The organism is Natronomonas moolapensis 8.8.11 (assembly GCF_000591055.1).
GTDB classification, from domain to species: domain Archaea; phylum Halobacteriota; class Halobacteria; order Halobacteriales; family Haloarculaceae; genus Natronomonas; species Natronomonas moolapensis.
Window position 1 is genome coordinate 1,883,024 of record NC_020388.1, and the last position, 18,728, is coordinate 1,901,751.

The 18,728-nt window shown below is 51.6% G+C and carries 11 protein-coding genes and 1 pseudogene; 6 read left to right on the forward strand and 6 right to left on the reverse strand.

The genetic code is table 11. The features are described from left to right. The 4 genes from NMLP_RS09135 to NMLP_RS09150 form a co-directional block, all read right to left on the reverse strand. On the reverse strand, positions 1-2,661 hold the full coding sequence (locus NMLP_RS09135) for a DUF1156 domain-containing protein (protein WP_015409827.1): 2,661 nt from the start codon (positions 2,659-2,661) through the stop codon (positions 1-3). A 69-nt stretch (positions 2,662-2,730) separates the two neighbouring features. Next, positions 2,731-3,576, reverse strand: coding sequence for a nucleotidyltransferase (locus NMLP_RS09140; RefSeq protein WP_015409828.1), 846 nt, complete (start codon positions 3,574-3,576; stop codon positions 2,731-2,733). Beyond that, the gene (locus tag NMLP_RS09145) at positions 3,573-4,499 is read right to left on the reverse strand and encodes a helix-turn-helix domain-containing protein (protein WP_015409829.1); all 927 of its coding nucleotides are present in this window, start codon (positions 4,497-4,499) and stop codon (positions 3,573-3,575) included. The genes NMLP_RS09140 and NMLP_RS09145 overlap by 4 nt, the downstream gene beginning before the upstream one ends. Before the next feature lie 113 nt (positions 4,500-4,612). After that, positions 4,613-7,819, reverse strand: a complete 3,207-nt coding sequence (locus NMLP_RS09150) for a DUF499 domain-containing protein (RefSeq protein WP_015409830.1) — start codon at positions 7,817-7,819, stop codon at positions 4,613-4,615. 107 nt (positions 7,820-7,926) lie between these two features. Here NMLP_RS09150 and NMLP_RS09155 point away from each other — a divergent pair, with 107 nt between their 5' ends. The 4 genes from NMLP_RS09155 (at position 7,927) to NMLP_RS15180 (ending at position 13,632) form a co-directional block, all read left to right on the forward strand. Next, on the forward strand, positions 7,927-9,681 hold the full coding sequence (locus NMLP_RS09155; protein ID WP_015409831.1) for a DEAD/DEAH box helicase: 1,755 nt from the start codon (positions 7,927-7,929) through the stop codon (positions 9,679-9,681). Further along, entirely contained in the window at positions 9,674-10,837 is a 1,164-nt protein-coding gene (locus NMLP_RS09160; protein WP_015409832.1) for a hypothetical protein, read from the forward strand. The genes NMLP_RS09155 and NMLP_RS09160 overlap by 8 nt, the downstream gene beginning before the upstream one ends. A gap of 513 nt (positions 10,838-11,350) precedes the next feature. Continuing rightward, a complete protein-coding gene (locus NMLP_RS09165) occupies positions 11,351-12,361 on the forward strand; it encodes a tyrosine-type recombinase/integrase (RefSeq protein WP_015409833.1) in 1,011 nt (336 codons plus the stop codon). A 524-nt stretch (positions 12,362-12,885) separates the two neighbouring features. Continuing rightward, positions 12,886-13,632: a hypothetical protein gene (locus NMLP_RS15180; protein WP_160169592.1), complete on the forward strand. Its 747-nt coding sequence runs from the start codon at positions 12,886-12,888 to the stop codon at positions 13,630-13,632. Between the two features lie 391 nt (positions 13,633-14,023). Here NMLP_RS15180 and NMLP_RS15185 read toward each other — a convergent pair whose 3' ends face one another. Continuing rightward, entirely contained in the window at positions 14,024-14,839 is an 816-nt protein-coding gene (locus NMLP_RS15185) for a transcriptional regulator TbsP domain-containing protein (protein ID WP_015409835.1), read from the reverse strand. Between the two features lie 295 nt (positions 14,840-15,134). Here NMLP_RS15185 and NMLP_RS15190 point away from each other — a divergent pair. After that, a pseudogene (locus NMLP_RS15190) lies at positions 15,135-15,269 on the forward strand (IS5/IS1182 family transposase); the annotation flags it as partial. Positions 15,270-15,543: 274 nt separating this feature from the next. Here NMLP_RS15190 and NMLP_RS09175 read toward each other — a convergent pair. Next, positions 15,544-16,536: an IS110 family RNA-guided transposase gene (locus tag NMLP_RS09175; protein WP_015409836.1), complete on the reverse strand. Its 993-nt coding sequence runs from the start codon at positions 16,534-16,536 to the stop codon at positions 15,544-15,546. 276 nt (positions 16,537-16,812) lie between these two features. On the opposite strand from NMLP_RS09175, the gene NMLP_RS15195 reads away from it, so the two are divergent. After that, complete coding sequence (locus NMLP_RS15195) at positions 16,813-18,531, forward strand: hypothetical protein (RefSeq protein WP_015409837.1); 1,719 nt, start codon at positions 16,813-16,815, stop codon at positions 18,529-18,531. Positions 18,532-18,728 lie beyond the last annotated feature (197 nt).

Below are 18,728 nucleotides of genomic sequence, written 5' to 3' on the forward strand. Positions count from 1 at the left end.
TTAGTAGCTCGTAATGTCCCGATCCCCAAGTACTCGGGTGTAGGTGTCGTCGCCCGTCACGTCCGCCAGCCGCCCGGCGAGTTCGCGCAGGTCGTCGTCGACACCCCACTTGTCGACGTAGTTCTGGACGGCCCGACCCTTCTCGTAGCGGTAGCGCAGGAACTGGAGCTTGTCGAGATTCGAGAGGTGGTCACCGCCGTCGCCGTTGACGCGCTCTTGGATGTACCCTCGGCGTTTCTCGGTGTCCCACGTCCCGAGTTCGAAGCCGTCGTCCTGATCGTAGAGACGCATCTCTTTCAGTTCCTCGGGCGTGGCGTTCGTCCCCCGGCAGAGTTTGTTCACATCATCGAAGGATGGATTGTCGCTATCGAGGAGATCGATGAACACGTCCTCGACGCCGATGTCGCTGGCTTCTTGGATGATCCCATAGATCTCCTGGACGACTTCTTTCGCGGACATAATCTCGCCGTCGCGCTGGACCTTACCGTGGTGCTTGGAGTATTCGCGGAAACACGCACCCATCTCCATCACGCCGATGTCGCCACGGGAGAGGTCACGGTTCTCTTCGAGTTGCTTGCGGGTGCGGCGGGCTGTTCGGTAGATGTCTCGGCGGAGTGAGTTCCAACTCGCTGCGTCGCGGTCGTTTGCTGGACGTGCAATAATAACTATATCGAACGAAACCGACTCACCTATTACCAATTTATTGAGGTCGGCCGAAACAGGATACGTAGCAGTTACCTCGAACCCGACCTCGCAAAGTGATTCTAAGAGTTCACCCCACGAATCCGAGTCACTATGATGATAGGTGAAACAAAATGCACCATCCTCTTTTATACAGTGTCTGACGGTGGCGAACGCTTGTTTGATTTCTTCCTCAAACTCTTCAACACCCTTCCCCTGCGACGGATTAGCGACAATACTGTCTTCTTTAGGCGTCTCGGTCGGGTCGAAGTGCTCATACTCGGTTTGGAGCACGACCCGTAGCCAAACGTAAAAAAAGTCAGAAAGCTCAGAGTAAATGATGTTGTCATAATATGGCGGATCTGATAGCACAACGTCGAATTCATCTTCCTTATCGATTGTTCTAGCGTCACCGTACAGGAGCGTCGAATTTTCACCGATAGGCTTTCCAAACTCGGGGGTTTCAACGCTATCTCCATCCTCGACATATCTTTCAGTCGGTGCCGATGCGTACCTGATTCCCCGCAAAAGCTTTCGCCACGTAGATTCAAATGTGCCTCTTCCGTACTCTGTTCCCCAGACATTGTTCTCAACAAAGTCCATCTGGGGATCAAACCCATTACTCTTAAACACACCCTCAATCTTGTTCGCAGAGAGATTATAAATGGTAAATGTGTTCTGGAACATCAGAGAGTCTGAGAAAGCAAGCAGAAGGTACTCTTTTAGATTCTGATCTTCGATCTCTGAAATGGATTTCAGCAGTTTCGACAATACGAGTTTCTGGCGGTCGTTGAACATATCCGACCAGTGCTCGTAGCCGTGTTCGAACACGTCGCTACCATCAATCGACGAAGACTGGGTTTTGGATCCTTTTGGAATGGATAAGCTTGGTACGAACTGCTTCAGCTCTTCCGCTTCTTCCCACTCCTTCTCCGCAGTTTCGGCTCTCTCTAAGTCGCTAGGTAGCGCTTCTCTGTAGCCCTTCACCTCGGAGCGGTCCAAGTCCTTATCGTCGCAGTGTTCACAGTAATATTCTAAAGCATAGAGGCGTGTTCTGAACTCGCCTTGCTCTCCGATTGCATCAGTGATATTGTATTTCTGTCCGCAATCGGGACAGTTGTACTTCCCACCACGGGAGACGTTCCCTTCCTTCGGAACGAACCCATGCCCACATTCGTTGCAAACGCTCTCCGATTGCCAGTCGTCTACGAGCGTCACCGAACCACAGTCGGGACAGAGAACATTATACTTGTCACTATTTTCGTAACGCCCCGCAGCAACTCGATAATCCTTGAACAGCGGAACCGTGTGCCCACAGGAGACGCAGTCTAACTCCTTCACCCAAAAGTTGTACATCACATCGGCGTCATGATCTCCGTTCGGACAGAGCGTCTTGTAGTACTGCGTGATCTCTTCGGCAACATCAGCTTTGACCTGCTCAAAGGCCGCCTCTAATTCCTCGACATCGGTCACGCCTGCTTCGAGTTCCTTCTTCGTGACGAACCATGCGACAGGATTCAGGTCGTTACCGACGACCTCGGCACCGAACCGTGACGCCTCAACGAGCGACGTACCGCCGCCCATAAACGGGTCCAAGACCTTCTTGTCCGCGACGCGAACGTCCTTGGAATACAGTTCCCAGAGGCTCTCAGGGTCGCTCATATCGACGCGATCGATGAGCGATGCGATGTTGGTCTGCGTCTCGTCGCCCCAATCAGCGAGCGTCTCGTTATCCTGTCCGGGCTCGAAGACCTCGACCTTCTCTGGGTCGTCGAGAAGCGTGTACAGCGAAATTGTGCGGAAAACACATCCGAGTCTTCGGGCCCACCACTTGTGCATCGTGTAGATCGGCCGGTAGTACATCTTCGCCCGGCCTTCCTTCGCTGCGATTTCGTTCACGCGCTCGATGGGGAAGCCCCGTTCGATGGGGAGTTCTGTCCGCTCGCGTTCAGTTGGTGGAGACCCGGATTGCTCAGACATAATTCACTATACGGTAGGGATTACAGACGAGCCTCATAAGTGTACAGTCTCCTGCTGTCGTTCGTTCGGTCACTCGGAGTTCTCAGTACGCACGACCGAGCCGTCCGACGCCCGTTCGATTACGCCGATCTGTTCTAACCATTCGATCCCCGACGACGCAGTCTCATCACCGACGCGTCGCTGGATGGCCGGCTCTGGAACACCCCGGTACAGGTCGTCGCTGTATTCGTGTTCTCGAAGTGCGTCGATGGCGGTGCTGACCGCCCGACCATCTTGAACTCGGTCGTGGAGCACGTTGATTTCCTCGTGAATATCGAAGACGTACCCCTGGTCACGCAACCGGTCCAGTTTGTGTTTCATCGCGCCGATGAACTCGTCTCGCCCAAGCAATTCGAGCTGGGTGTGAACCTCGTCGACGATTACGTCCTCGTCGATTCCCGTCTGGGCGATCCGGACCATATCGTCGACATCGTCCTCTCGATTGGCGACGGCTTTGAACAGGAAGATGTCGTTCAACGAAACCGCTCTGACGGTGAGATGCCCCTCGTCGAACAGGTGACGACTCCGATCGACCATCGACTGAGTCAGTCGGATGACGCCGGCCACCTGTTCGTGAAACACGTCAAACCGCCGTCGGTCGTTTTGCAGAATGAACGCAGCCCCGAGTTCGTCGTATTCCTCAGAAAGCTCCTCTTCGGGCTCGTATCCCGCAGCCGTCAGTACCTGCCACAATCGCTGGAGTTCGGCTTGTTCCCGGACGATTAAATCGATGTCCTTCGTGGCGTTCTTGAGATCGTCCAGTGTGAGCGCACCCCCACCGATGAGATAGACCGTTAACTCGTCTTCAAGCAGGCCTGCAAGTTCACTGAACTGTCCCCGAATCGCGTCCGAGCCGAAGGTAGCTTCTCTAGTCATAGTTCGACCCCGTACTCGTCGGCCAGCGTTTCGAACTCTTCCCACCGTGGCGTTGCTTCCGACGACTTCTTGCCGTCCGTCTCTAGGAACTCCAACAGCGGTTCGACGATCTCCGTAATCCCGTAGTCGTCTGCAACCGTTTGTAGACGCTCCGGTGAAAGATCCGTCTTCACAGCCAACAAGAGCGCGTACTTCCGGTGGCGAGAGTCGTTTTCGATGAGGAGCAAGTGACAGAACAGGTCCTCGGGCGTGAGGGACTCGCGCTCTGGTGAATAGAAATAGTATTGCTCTGAAGTCGTGAAAAATTGGAGCCCGTGTTCGGCAAACGCATCGAGTCCCGTTCGGTGGTAGTCCGGTAGCTCAATAGCAGTCTCGGTGCGGACGAGAAACTCTTCGTGGGATTCCCAGACGATCGTTCCGCCCTCAAGATCCTGTTTGATCCGGACACGGTGGGTGTGATGCTGGAGCTCGTACGCGAAGACGTGCAGCTCGTTGAATTCTTCGGTGAGTCTGTATCGGCTATGCTGCTTGACGGCGATCGCTCGGTTCGTGAGCGTTCTGAGTCCGCGATAAATCGTTGCTCGGGCGTGTCCTGTGTGCTCTGTCAATTCGGTTGCCGTCCACGCCTCGTCGCTACTCAGGTAATACAAGATATTCAGCAAGGACGGGGTGAGTAGATCCGGGAAATCGATATGCGGATTCGATCGTGTGAGTGACTGATACACCTCAACACAGCGCGCATCGCCTGGTTTGGCGATGACTCTGTTTCCCTTCCGTTCCTTGTCGATGAGATCACGCCGAGCTAGGTCGCTGAGAGCGCCCGATACCGTGTCCTCTCGGTAATTTAGTTCGTCTGCCAGCTCCTGACGCCCTTTCGGGGAGTCAACTACCGAGAGAACACGTAGATCTCGCTTTCTTATCATATTGTCTCATATTCACCCGTGTTATATTTAAATACCTTGGCAAATACGGGACAAACAGTAAGACAAATTATGTCTAGTCGTGGTTCGATACGTTGGCGATCTGCCTGTTATTACTACTTCTGGAAGCTAATTTCGACTTTCAGGCTCGTCGCCTCATCCGGCATCCGTTCGAACATGTCCTGCACCTTCGTGTAGTCCTGCTCAGATTGCAGTGTCAGGCTTATCTGGGTTCGTTCAGTATCGGCAGTTCCCTGTAAGGCAGCGGGAACACCCTCTCTGTCGGGCAACATAAATGTGACATCCCCTACCTCGACCTCGCCCGTCTGATGTTCGTCACGCCACTTTTTCCGCATCGCTGCAACATCGTCTCCGTTGTATTTGAAGCGCCAAATGCCTCTCCCCGGGTCGTACTTCCGGAATGGATACCCCGGCACCCAGTCGGACGCTTTGTCCGACCCGGTCGTGTTGACGACGTATTCGGGTTCTTCGTCCTTGCCGATGTTCTCAAGCAAGAACGTCCGGACCATATACTCGGTGACGCTATCATCGAATCGGTCCGTCACCTTGTTCACAGTGAACTGCTCTCCGGATTCGAGATCTCCGATGTACTCTATGATTTGCTCACCGATCCGACCGGGAACCGTCGGAACGATTTTGACTGTCGTCGGGTCACGATCACCGAGCGACTCCAAGTATCGACCACCAGCTTCGAGGACGTAATCATCCACGAGGAAGTCGTTGACCGCTTCACGTGCGACGGTCTCAGTTTCATCCGGTGGTAGGAACACGCTCTCGTCGCTGCGGAGCTCCCCAATAATCGTATCGAGTTTCGCGTACCCGTTCTCGTCGATCGACTCTTCAACCTGTTCAGAGAGGTAAGATCCCCCAACTACGGTCGCGCTCCCGACATCACGCAGCGTCGCGTCCGACTGTGGTTTGTCGAGAATCTCGTTCCCCCGGACGATGACGTACTGATCCTCACGGTTGAGCCGACCGGCAGCTCGCATAATGATGTCGTGGCTGTCCCCGTCGATCCAGATCTCTCCGTCTTGAACGAGTTCGAGTTCGAAGTTCCCGATGTCGAGCGCTGTCGTCCCGCTTCCGAACCGTTGTCGGAGTTCTTGTTCCACGTCGTCGACGCCCCATACCCCGACGGCATCTTTGTGGACGAGTACTGTATCGAGCGAACTACCGGAGAGGTCGTCACGGAATCCACTCGAATCGCGGGCAAGAATTAGCTTTCCTTCTAGCGCTTTGACGGTAGCGTTCAGTACGTCGTTTGCGCTTCCGGGGATGGGGAGTTCGGGATCTCGCAGGAACTGTTCGTAGATGTCCTCGATTGAAATCTCACCACGACGGTCGAGTAAGTCTTCGACGATCGGCCAGACGTGGGTTTGAAGATCGAAGGGGTCCGCAGCTGCGGAGTCAGCGATGTTGGATGCGCTCAGCTCAGCGCCATCTAGGACGTACACATCGAGGTCCATCGGAGCCGCAAGGTCGAATTCGTTGAGTAGGTCGTCGCCGTCGAGGACCTCTCCATAGAGCAACTGGAGTTCCTCTTGGAGTTCGTTCACTTCCTGCTCTTTCATACTCTCGATGGACTCACGGATCTCTTCGTCGAGAGACTCGTCTGCAAGCACCTGTCGAGCCCCCTCGATGTACCGAGCCTTGTCGATGTACCGTGTTCCGGATTCGATGGCCTTGTCGCCAGCCGGCTGGACGAACACGAGCGTGTTGCGCCACTCACGGCCATGTCCATCGTTCGTGATGGCTTTCTCCACTTCTTTTTGTGTCCACTGGTCGTCTTTCACCACGACCTTGGTTTCACGAGATTCGGGGATGTCTCGGATGTCGTTCGTACGGAACCCGACCGGATACGCGTTCGAGCCGAAGATGTCCGTAATGAAGTCCGCAATCTCGGCTTTCGCTGCCGTTTCGGACACATCGGTTGCGGCGTTCCGGATGAGTGCGTTCGGGTTCTGCCGATCGCGGATTGCGTACTTCCCGTTGAGTTTGTGGAGATGCCATGCCACCCCGTGGAGCCGTTCGAGATCCAGCACGATGTCGGCGACGAGGTCTCCGGTCTGATACGCGCCCATCACGATCTCCGAGACATCGGCTCCTTCTCCCTCACTGGGTTTCAGCGAATACAAGAGAATCGTGTTCAGGACCCGGCGGCCGTGAGGTACGTCGTCAGTGTCGACGCGGTTGTTGATGTCGCCTGTCGCCGCGTTCAACCGTTCGTAATTGATCTTCGCCAGCTCGTTTTCGAACTCGATCGCGTCGATGTCGCCGTGCGTGATCAGATCTGTCTGATCCTGCATTTCGAGAAGGACCTTCGAGAAGAGATAGATCATCCCGCGGGTGTTCTGGTTCCCCTCGTCGGCATAGTAGCGTGTTTCGAGGGCATCGAGAAGCACAGGGTGGAACGGGTAGAGATCGTGCATATCTGCCAGGAGATCATCGGGAAGCGTGACGTGGTCGGACTGGTCGTACGCGTCAAAATAGCCGTTGACGATCTCGCGGGCGGCGCTCTCGTCAATATCGTCGATGAGGCGGTGGCGCAGGACTTCTCGCTTGTCCACCTGATTGTTCATATTGACTTCGACCGCTTGTTCCCGATTCAGAATGTCGTGAACCTCAGAACCCTCACGAAGAACAGAGACGATCGTGTATAGGTCGAGATCGGAGAGGGCTGTCGATTCAAGTAGTGATTGCAGAAACGCCTTGTTTGAGCTCTTGCGGTCACCCTGAAGTGTGTCGAACCAGTCTTCAAGCTCGTCGACAAGAAACGCGATAGTTTCGTCCCCAACGGCATCTCGGATCGTCTGCATATCGGGGTAGCCGCCAGATTCGAACGTCCCTGGGTCGTAGTTCAATGCTTCGAAGAACGGTTCCCAGAGGTACTCGTATTGTTCGTTCTGCATTGCGACTGTTATCGGAGTCGCGTTATCAGGGAGCGCCGACTCGAATCCATCTACTGAGCCGCTGGCCCAATCAGTTGCAGCAGCGGGGGCGTCGAAGCAGTGATAGAGGGCAACCATCTGGTGGGACTTCCCACTTCCGTACGGGCCATAGAGAATATGCGTACCTCGTGGGTCGTCACCGGTGAGTGAATCTCGGAGAATGGAGAGGGCCTCTCGAAGTCCTTGGGTCATCAGCGTCCTATCGAAGAAGAGTTCGGCGTCCGATTCGAACTCGTCGTCATCTTCGACATTGTAGAGTTTTACTTGTCCGTCTATTTGTCCATCCTCCCGAAGCTCACGGCTCAGGGTGACCGTGTCATCGAGAGTTCTGGGCAAGGACTCAGTCTCGGCCATTATTAGGTACGTAACTACTGCTTGTGTCGACATAATAAACGCTCGGGTGACAGTATCTGTGTAGGTATCGCATAACGTATTTGCCTCTCACGTGATTCTAACGTGATATGGCAGACTTCGACCTCGTTGAGACGGAGGTCACTCACGAATCTGCGGACGATCTTCTGGATTCGATAGATGAAGACTCTACTGATGGTGATCACGTTCAAGCCGTTCAAGCAGTTCGTCTACAGGCCGGCCAACCGGATTCCGAACTTAGATCCCTCAAACAACTGGATGAAGAGTCGGTTAAATTGCTTGAGCATCAAGTCGATGCTGCCTATCGGGCGCTTTTTGAGATGGATGGGAAAGCGCTACTTGCTGACGAGGTGGGCTTAGGCAAGACGATCGAAGTCGGGATGATTCTGAAGGAGATGCATTTCCGCGAGACAGATGATTCCGTTCTCGTTCTCACCCCGGCCCAACTCGCCAAGCAGTGGCAGGGTGAACTATTGGAGAAGTTCGGGCTTGAGTTCGTGTGTAACTACGACGACGAATTCCGTGGGTTCGACAAGCACGATCACATCATAGCGAGTATCGATACGGCGAAGAGCGATCGGCATCGAGCAACAGTCCTCAACCGAGATTGGGACGTTCTTGTCCTTGACGAAGCGCACTACGTCAAAAACGAAGAGACGGATCGCTATGACCTGATTGACGATCTATCCTATCAGTACGCATTCTTCCTGACCGCTACCCCGATTCAAAACGAACTCACGGATCTGTATAACGTGGTTTCTCTGCTTCGACCAGGATTATTTGGGACGCGCGATGTCTTCCATCACTATTTCGTGGACAGTAATCAGGAGACACTCGTCAACCGTGAGGAGCTGCAGGATCGGCTGCACAAGGTAATGATTCGGAATCGGCGCGCAGATACGGATATTGACTTCACGAACAGAAACATAGATACTCGAACCTTCGATCCGTCCCCGGAAGAACGGGAACTCTATCAGGCAGTCTCAGATTACGTCAGAGGCGCGTATAGTGAGGACCAAGGTCAAAAGCTGGTTCTAATGCTCCTTCAGAAAGAGGTCGTCAGCAGCCCAGCAGCGCTGAAAGCAACTATTGAGAAACGGCTTGATGACCAGTCCGAACTCACCCATACCGAGGAACTGGAAACGATTCTCGATTTGATTGAAGAGATCGAGACTGTCACAAAGCAAGAGAAGCTACTCAGCATCGTTGAGGAAGCCCGTGATCATGTCGAGATGGGACGCGTCATCGTCTTCACTCAGTTTAGAGCGACCCAGCGGGAGATCCTTGATCGATTGACCGAGGAAGGATACACTGTCCACTCCTTCCATGGGGGCCATTCCAGCCAGGAAAAAGAACAGATCGTGAAGAACTTCGAAGAAGAAGGTGGCGTGTTAGTCTCTACAGACGCTATGTCAGAGGGTCGAAACTTACAATTTTGTAATATAATGGTGAACTACGATCTACCTTGGAATCCCATGCGCGTAGAACAGCGTATTGGTCGTATCCATAGAATCGGTCAAAAACGCGACGTGTACGTGTTCAATATGGCTCTGAAGGATACAGTCGAGGAGTATGTATTGGAACGACTGTATCACAAGATCGATCTGTTCCAGCAGTCCGTGGGGGAGTTGAGTTCTATCCTCACACGGCTAGAGGAATCCGGAACGACGTTTGAAGATGAAATCTTCGAACGGCTGGTTGCGGCTGACTCTGAACGGGATCTGGAGAACGACTTCGATGCGATGGCCGTTGACTTACAGGAGCAGCGTGAACTTGCAGAGAAGTTAGAGGAATTCAACAGCGGCGTCTTCGAAGGCTTCGATCTGGGGGCGAGTGATGACTGACGCTGCTATTCCAATCACCCAATCAGCCGTCGAGCAATTTACAGAGCAGTATCTGAGTTCTCTTGGGTCTACGATCGAAAAACACGGGAATCGGTGGGAAGTCACCGTTCCAGATGATGTGACGACAGACCTTCCGTCTGATCGGTTCGTCTTACTCTGTGACGATGCTGCTACTGAGTTGGATAAGAATGAACGACATCTTCATCCAGAGAGTTCTTTCTTCCAAGAGCTCCTTGCTGACGCGAGTGAGAGACAGCCAACAGGCAAGGTCGCAATTGGTTCAGAGGACACTCAGATCGAAATTCCTGCGTGGCTTCAAGAGAACAATATCAGCGTGAACGACACAACGTTCACGCCATACTACGATCGCTCCGCCATAGCCATCCTCTACCGAATCAGTATTGAGACGGTCAGCGAATACCAATCGGAGTTACTCCGCGTGACTGCAATTGACATTCGGTCAAAGGAGCGCCTTCCGAAGCTCGAAGAGACGTTTCTGGAATCCACGCTACCGACTGAATCACAGATTGAGAGTCAACCCGTAGATATTGACAAATCCACGGCGAATGAGTTGATTGCACAAAGTCGTGAACAGATTGTTGAGCGTGTTCAGCCGAAGATTGACGAGATTCATCGAGAGGCATCTAGAGCAGCGGATGCTGAAATTGAAGAGTACAGACAGATGCAGAAGCAACGGATTGAGGAATTAGAAGAGAAGAAAGCCCGAGTCTCGAACCGGATTGAGGATCTTAGTGAGTCAATCCAACAGGGCGGCGATGAAGGGGATCGTATAGAAGCACTCCAGAAACGGAAGGAGCTCAAATCGGAATGTGAGGATTTAGATTCGGAGCTTGAGGAACTTCGTCATCAACGTGAACGAGGCTATCCCAAGAAACAGAAAAAAATCCGTGAGAGACACGCTCTGGAAGTCGTTGTAAGCCCACTTACGATAACACAGGTCGAATACGAGCAGGGCGAAATTGAGATTGAATTAGAGGAAGGAATGGTGACCCGGTCGCTGACACTGGGATACGGAGATGGCGTCGGAATAACTGAAGAACTAGAGTGTGAGTTCTGTAATCAGGCGGTGGGAGAACATAACTCACTTCGGACGATTCAAGACGGTCTGCAGTGCTCACAATGCTATTCGAGCTAATCCTGATGATGGACGAATAGCGGCGCAGGTGTACGCGCCCTCACCAATAGTTGTGTTACTGGCCGAGGTGGCTCTAATAATGCGGGTATTAGAAAATGTGTATCACAGACGCGAACCAGAGAGACCGCGGGCGCGCTTGTCAATAATCAACGCAACTATTCGACTACTGGGGAAAGAGCGTCCAATCGTTTCGATCCTGCGTCGCATCCAATGACCCAATGATTATACCCTTTCCACCCGGGTTTGAATGTACGCGAATCACCAGAAGGCACCCACCTCATTTGGATTCGTTCGATAATCGAACGAGATCGAATCTGGCATCCAAGTCTGGTTTATAAGGGATCCGACGCTGTCTGTCGGATTCTAATCGTTCGAAGAACGAATGGGCGCTGCAGGCCTTGGTCACGCGGCGTGACAACCCTTCCTTTTGGCTATTTCGGGCGTTGTAGCCGTTGGTTTGGAATGGGTAGTAACCGGGACTCGTGGGATTCGCTTGACCAGAGAAGACCAACTATGAGTCTCGAACCAATCGACGCAGAAACCGCACTCGAACTGTACCTCGCAGACAAGGAGAACGAACTCTCGGAGGCCTCGATCAAGGGCCACAAGTATCGACTCGGTCACTTCGTTCGCTGGTGTGATGAGAAGGAGATTGAGAACCTCAACACGCTCACCGGTCGCCAGCTCCACCGGTATCGGCTCTGGCGGCGCGAAGACGGCGATCTGAATAAGGTCAGCGAGAAAACTCAGATGGACACGCTCCGCGTGTTCATCCGATGGCTGGAATCCATCGACGGCGTAGAACAAGACCTGAGTCAGAAGGTTCTGTCTCCGTCGATCACACCGGACGAGAACTCTCGAGACGTGATGCTGGACAGCGACAGTGCCTCGAAGGTACTCGCTCATCTGGAGAAGTACAAATACGCGAGCATCCAGCACGTCGCAATCGCACTGATGTGGCACACGATGATGCGTGTCGGTGGCGTGCATGCGCTGGACATTGACGACTATGATCCAGACGACCAGTGTGTGAAGGTTCGTCATCGACCAGAATCGGGGACGCCCATTAAGAATCAGGGAAAGGGCGAGCGGATGGTTGCGCTTTCAGATCAACTCTGCGACGTACTCGACGACTGGCTAGCCGAGAAACGACCATCAGTCACTGACGAGTACGGACGAGAGCCGTTACTCGCCTCGCGTGAGGGCCGTACGAACAAGACGACGCTTCGAGCGTACGTCTATCGATGGACTCGGCCCTGTACCTACAGCGCCGAGTGCCCGCACGACCGAGACCTCGGTGAGTGTTCGGCATTAGAACGCGATACTGCCTACCGCTGCCCATCAAGCGTGAGTCCACATGCAATCCGACGAGGGAGCATCACCCACAGCCTGAACAGCGACATGCCTGATAAGGTGGTCAGCGACCGCGCGAACGTCAGCCAGCGGGTCATTGAACAGCACTACGACCGCCGTACTGAACGGGAGAAAATGGAGCAACGGAGAGAGTATCTAAGCGACTTGTAATCGGACATCTGAACTGATTTCTCTCTTCCTTTATTCATCTCAAACGAGATTCAAAACATAATCACAAATAATATATAAGCTCAGCTTTGCACGTTAGCGTCAGGGAAGTCCGTAATCGGCATCATCCGTCCTTGCCACCCCCTACGCCACGCTCCTAGTTCAACGTGCAAAGCTGAGTCTATTAGTTGATTTTCAACCAGTGGGGATATATATTTAAATCATACAACACCGATTGAATACTGCCGCCAAACTAAGTGATACGCTATATACTATATTATATGTCACGGCCTCCAGACTGGGAAGACGTTCAAAAACGAGAGCAGTTTGCGTCGATCGGATTAACAGAAACGCTTAGAGTAGAGTCAACAGGTCGAAACACATACGTGGGTGATTGGCTGTCGATTGCAACCTTCGCCCATCTCCATCGGAATTCATACATCTGTACTGACGATGACGTCATTCCGACGAATTACACAAGTCGGTATCGCTATGCCGACCCGTTGGCAGCGGTTGAGTTCGATCAAATGAAACAGATACGATTCAAGGAAAAACAGTCAATAAGTGCTACAAAAAAGTACGATTCACTAATCGATCACGCAAGGACATTAGATACTTCTCAGCCAACAATAGTGACGTATGGGACGGACGAGTCATTCTGGCAAGCGCTTGGCGCGTTTGAGATTGCCGATCGAGATTATATTATCTTTCCGGAGGTATTGAGCAGACGCTGGACTGTCGGCATACCGGATCTGACCTGTTTCAAGCTTGGGGATATACAAGACGTCCTCGCTGATATTGGCATAATTCCTGGTGGAGCCCCGCTGATTGAGATCGAACTTCGTGCAAAATATAGGAAGTACACCTCAACAAAGGCTTGTAGTAATGAGTGTATCGGGGTCGCAGAAGCAAAGAGGGATGGTAGCAGTCGTGACGGGGTGCGTGAATTAGTTGATCGCCGGAATTCTAATAAGCCTCCATACTTGTCTAAGGGTAGTATCGAACGGGGCTGGATAGTGAGTCCAAACGCCGGTCAGCTCCTTCGATCAAATCGTGATGAGATTGGTGGCGTGACTTGGGATAGCGAAGGCTCAACATATATCGAACCGCCGCGGAAAAAGGGTCAAACTGAAGATCAAGAAGTAATGATACGTATGGCTAAACGGATTGTACTGGAGCGAGTACTACGGTATCAACAGCTCTCGGAGTCACTTGAGCAAATGATTGAAAAATGCATAGACGACCCAGAGCATCTCTACACGGTATTTTCATAACGAGCTACTCAAAGATCAGTAAGCCGTACTCATCCGGTTGGACGTACAGAACGACAGCTGATATCAATCAGAGATTAGTACAGCAATATTGACAAGTGTTCTGGAATTTAGCAGCGCCTCGTAAAGCAATAAACCCCCGATGCTTGTGCTTATACTACTCTAGACATGTGCAACTGAGAGCGTATGGAAGAAAACATTCATCTTTAGTTGAGCACAGTAGTAGTATTTGTTATTATCCATGAGAGTATTGGCTACAGAAAGATCACGTCTTAGAATCCAGTACTACCGATAGCAGACGATATTTTCCCGCTGTAGGAGCCGTGATCGGCCCAGGTTTGGAAAGAACGCAGTCAGACAGTATTACTCCGAGTTCTAACTAAAGGCGGACGATTTAATACGCTATATTACCACGACAAGCAACCACCTCATTAGCCTTATTGAGGAGTTCAACAGTCGAGAGGGCTGCATACTCGTCAGTTAGCGTTAGCCGGAGCTGTGACCGACCACCCCCGATTGGCACCTTCTCGCTCGTCAAAATACCGTTTTCAACCCACGCTGTTTTGACGCGGTTGAACGTCTCTTTCGACGCTAGGCTGAGTTCTTCACCCCACCTCAGAAGATCATCGAATAACAAGTCATGCGTGCCAGCAACTAGGAGTGCGATCTCAGGTGTATCAAGCACTGGTTCGTCAACGGTTTTTGTCCACTCCTGTATCGCGAACCGAAAGTCGTTTTTAACGTCAGTATTGAAGCTTTCGACGAGCGTTTCAGAGACTTTCCCCCATGCCGGCGTCCGAAGATCAAATGACTCCGCCTTGTGGTGCTGTCTGCAGGCTTCAAGTAGCGATTCCGGAGTAGATGAGGCCTCAAATAGGAGTCGCTCGTTATCGATATGAGCGATCGAATGGGCTGTCTCATCAGTAACGAGAACGGTACCGCGACCTGCTGGAGTTGCTGCGGTCAATGTCAGTTGGTCTTGACTGGATAATTCAGCAATAGAAGAGGCAAGGCGGAATCGTCGTCGGACTGTCCGAAGGTCGTCTTTAGAAGCGAGTATATGCAACAGTGGTGCATCGGCATCAGCAGCCTGAACGAGCAGTTCAAGCGTTGCAGGCGCTGGTCGAAGTACGTAGAGTGGGTCGGTAGCATCTGTAAGAAGTGATCGCATGGCCGCCACTCCTATGTTGCTCGCCTCAGGAGCACTCATACCTCAAGTCTTATTTTGCGGAATATATCGTCTTATCGGTGCCAAGCAAATGGTCGAGAATGGAATCTCCGGCCTCGCTATTATGTGGAACTGCGGAAGACCCTAATAACGATCCGATCGTCAGTATCGATTCGATCGCTCGCTCCACAGTTGCACTTCCGACCACCGTGTGTTATCGTTTCTGGGTAAGATCGCGTTGTTCCACAACCAGGGCAGGCGACGTCGTGATGCTCAGCCACTAAAACAGAGCCTGTCATAGAAAGCGTCACGTACGAAGCAGCAGGGTGCGGGAAGTGTGTCCAACATCAGCGCAACCCTGCAAGATGTAGCTTCGGTAGACGAGTTCTTGAATGTCGCGGCTACCGAGACGGTACCACTGTTCGAATATCTTGAGTTCGAGTTTCTGCTGGAGTACGACGTGTTCGCCCCCTGAGTGCACGGATTTCTAAGCTTGTAGCGCTCTAAAACAGTAATTTGAATGAAGTGTGGGAACTACCTATGAAAATCCTGCAACGAAAAATAGCAGGTGATTGATGATAATTATTGGGGTGAGCTTCAGCTCACCCGAATGTAGGCCATCGAATCACCAGACAGCAGTGATCTCCGACCGGTTCGTTATCCGATAGGCTGGGGACTCGTGAATGCGGTAGCGGTTGCTGTGCGGACGGAAGGCGAACCCGTGCCTGAGCGATCCGATAGATCGCTCAGGCACTCACCCCCGGTGGATCGTATGGTTCCTTCCGCGTGAGCATATGGAAAATCGAGACCAACATCTTCCGAGCCGTTGCGACGATTGCGATCTGGTGGTTCTTCCGCTGTTCCAGCCGTGTGTAGAAGTTCCCGAGGTACTCGTCACACCGGACAGCTATGCTGGCACATTGGACGAGAGCCCAGCGCAACGGCGCTGAGCCCTCTTTGCTGATGCTCCCACGCACCTCTTTGTCACCAGACTGGTGGACGACTGGATCGAGTCCAGCGTAACTCACGAGCTGTTTGTCCTTGTCGAACCGATCAATCTCACCAATCTCAGCCACAATTACAGCAGCTGTGTACTGACCAACTCCAGGAATCGTCAGCAGCCGTTGGGCTACTGGCGATTCCAGTACCTTCCGTTCGATCTTCTCCTCTATCTTCTCGATCTGCTCGTCGTAGGCGTCAATCACTGAGAGGTGAGCTTCTAGAATTGCTCGATTAGCATCGCTGAGAGAGAGTTCCGCCAGGAACTCTCGGCCAGTTGGACCAAACAACTCGTTGTCGTAGGTGTTGTCGGTACGCGTAAGGACAGCTCTGACGCGGTTTTTCTCAGCTGTCCGCTCTTCGACGAGCGATTTCCGCGTCCGGACGAGATCCCGCAGGACGCGGATCTCGTCCGGCGGGACGTAGCTCTCAGCGAGCATATCTGCCCGAAGCATCTGGGCGAGCCGCTTCGCATCGACGCGGTCAGTCTTGACTGCCGCGTCGGCGATGATCCGGTTCTTTGATGAGTTAACGAGGGTGACATCGAGATGCTCGTCGAGCATCTCGTAGATCGGGCGGTAGTTGCCGGATGCTTCGATGGCAGCTTCACTGCCAGCGTATTCCTCGGCGAGTTCAGAGAGACGATCGTTTGGCAAGCGAATCTCGTCTTGCAGGTTGCCGTCGTCGTCCACGACGGCAACCTGCGAGTACCGTTTGTGAGTGTCGATTCCAAGGTACATTGAACGCCTCCGTTGGGGCTGATCACGCGTGAATCAGAGAGACACCTATGCGTGCTCTGTGGCACAGTATTCTTCGTCCTATCACGGTGCTAAGACCAGTCATTCTAGCGTGCTTGTTGCACTAGTTCCCACTCGGTCTTTGCCAACCCCTGTTGATCTGATTCACGCGCCAGGGGCTTAGTTGCAGGATTTTCATAGAGTCATTCTATGACACCCTCTAGCCCCGGCAATAGGCGTCTACAAGGATTAAATAGTAAAGAGGCAAAGATGTGATATATGCTAAAAAACCGGGGAGCGTTCTCTGCGTGGGTAACCGCTGGAGTCCCACTTATATTCTCCCTGCTACAGATTGGTGTTATAGAGGTCATGGGACCCAATACGGTCGGCGTGTTATTGATTCCTGTTGGGTTCTACGAAGCAGTGGTGGTAGCCAGAGGGAGCAGTGTTGCTGTAATGGCACTTTGTCTACTTGCAACAGGATGTTGGATTATCCAGGGGCAGTTGCTACTTATACAAAGAAAAAGTCAAGTCGGGAGTATTGTTGGTGGAATAGCTGTCCTTACGGTAATCGTTTTATTTATTGCAATATTATACATTACATTTACTGCAGGCATTGTAGACACGTTCGTTCCGCTCACAAAAGCAGGTATAGCGTCTGTTGTCACGATTGGAGGAATCATAGGTATGGTTATCTTAATACCAGAGGGTTCAATGTCTGAAGTGAAACCGAAAAAAAATACACCTAATGAGCACGAAAAGAAACTAATGGGATCTAGTGATCATCAGCAGACATCTGATCAAGATATTGATGAGGCAACTCTTGATCGACTTGAACCGGTAGTTCCTGATACAGTCAACCAGATCCGTAAAAAAAGAGGGGACGAATCGATAAACGAAATTAAATTAGAACTTCGTCATAGTATTGAAAATGCGGTTGCGGATGGAGAACTAGATCTATCGGTGAAATCAAGATACGGGCAGCAGTACAATATTCTTAACCTTCCGAATCAGTTTCGTGAAATTGAATCCCCAATATTTAATCGAAACGTATATATTCAGCAGATAGAACAAGAAATATATCAATTAGCTACAGATGGAGATGCATCAATTCGTGAACTATCTTTCGCTATTGAAGCAATTTTGGATCACAAATCTAAGATTCAAGATTATATCGGCGAAAAAGAGAGAGAATTTGACGGGCTTTGTTCCACAATAATCTCTGATACTACATCTATAAAACAGATTGCTTCCGAAATTGATGGAGATGTGGGTGATCGAACACAGATGCTAATCGTTGAAGATCGCCACCCAGATGTCAAAGGCGTCGGCGCTATTGAAACTGAAATATTAGAGACGAAATCAATGCTTCATGAGTGTGCGTTTTCTGAGAGTCTCCAACAGCTCCAGTCACTCCATTCGGACACCGATAAGTTATTGACTACAATTGAATTCCTCAGGAGCCTTGTTGGTGGAATCAAACATAATCAGCAATCAGCGCGGCTGCCCAGTTCAACAGCTAAACAAGTATATATTGATCTTGAAGGACTTTTAGAACAACAATACAGCATTACCCTCTCGCTAGAAGAGGACATAATATCTATCGAACCAAATGAGAGCTCAGAGACGGATAGTCCCCCGAGTAATAAACAGCATCAATCGGCCAGCAAGGAATATCGCTCTCAACAGAGAGCAGAACCGGGAGAAGTAACCGATGAGATACTGTATGCTCTTCGGGAGGTTAAGAAGGCACATATTTCTGGGAGCACAATTGAGTATCAAACTGGACAACTGCCGGATAGCGTCTCAACTCCAGAGATTCTTAAAACATTAAAGCTGTTTTGTCGCCGACAATCGGACATTGTGGCTGAGGTAACGGTTCAAGATGGTGCACCGCCTGGTTTCTTCCAAATCGAGTTCACGGATACAACTGATGCTATTGCTGGTACTGATGAACTTATTAGTCGCTTTGTTGATCGGTATAGTGCCACAGAATAATTTTATTGATCGCTCTTGCGAAGCAGATTGTTGGTAAGGACTCTCCGGACTGAACGAGCTCGGTCGACTGATTCTTGCAGCCTGTCTCGCCTCCGTTCTAGTGAGTACACCGCCGTGCAGAGCTACAACAAAATCGCCCGACAGCTCGCCACCAACGATGTTCTACCTAAGAGCGTTATTGATACAGCGACTGTGGC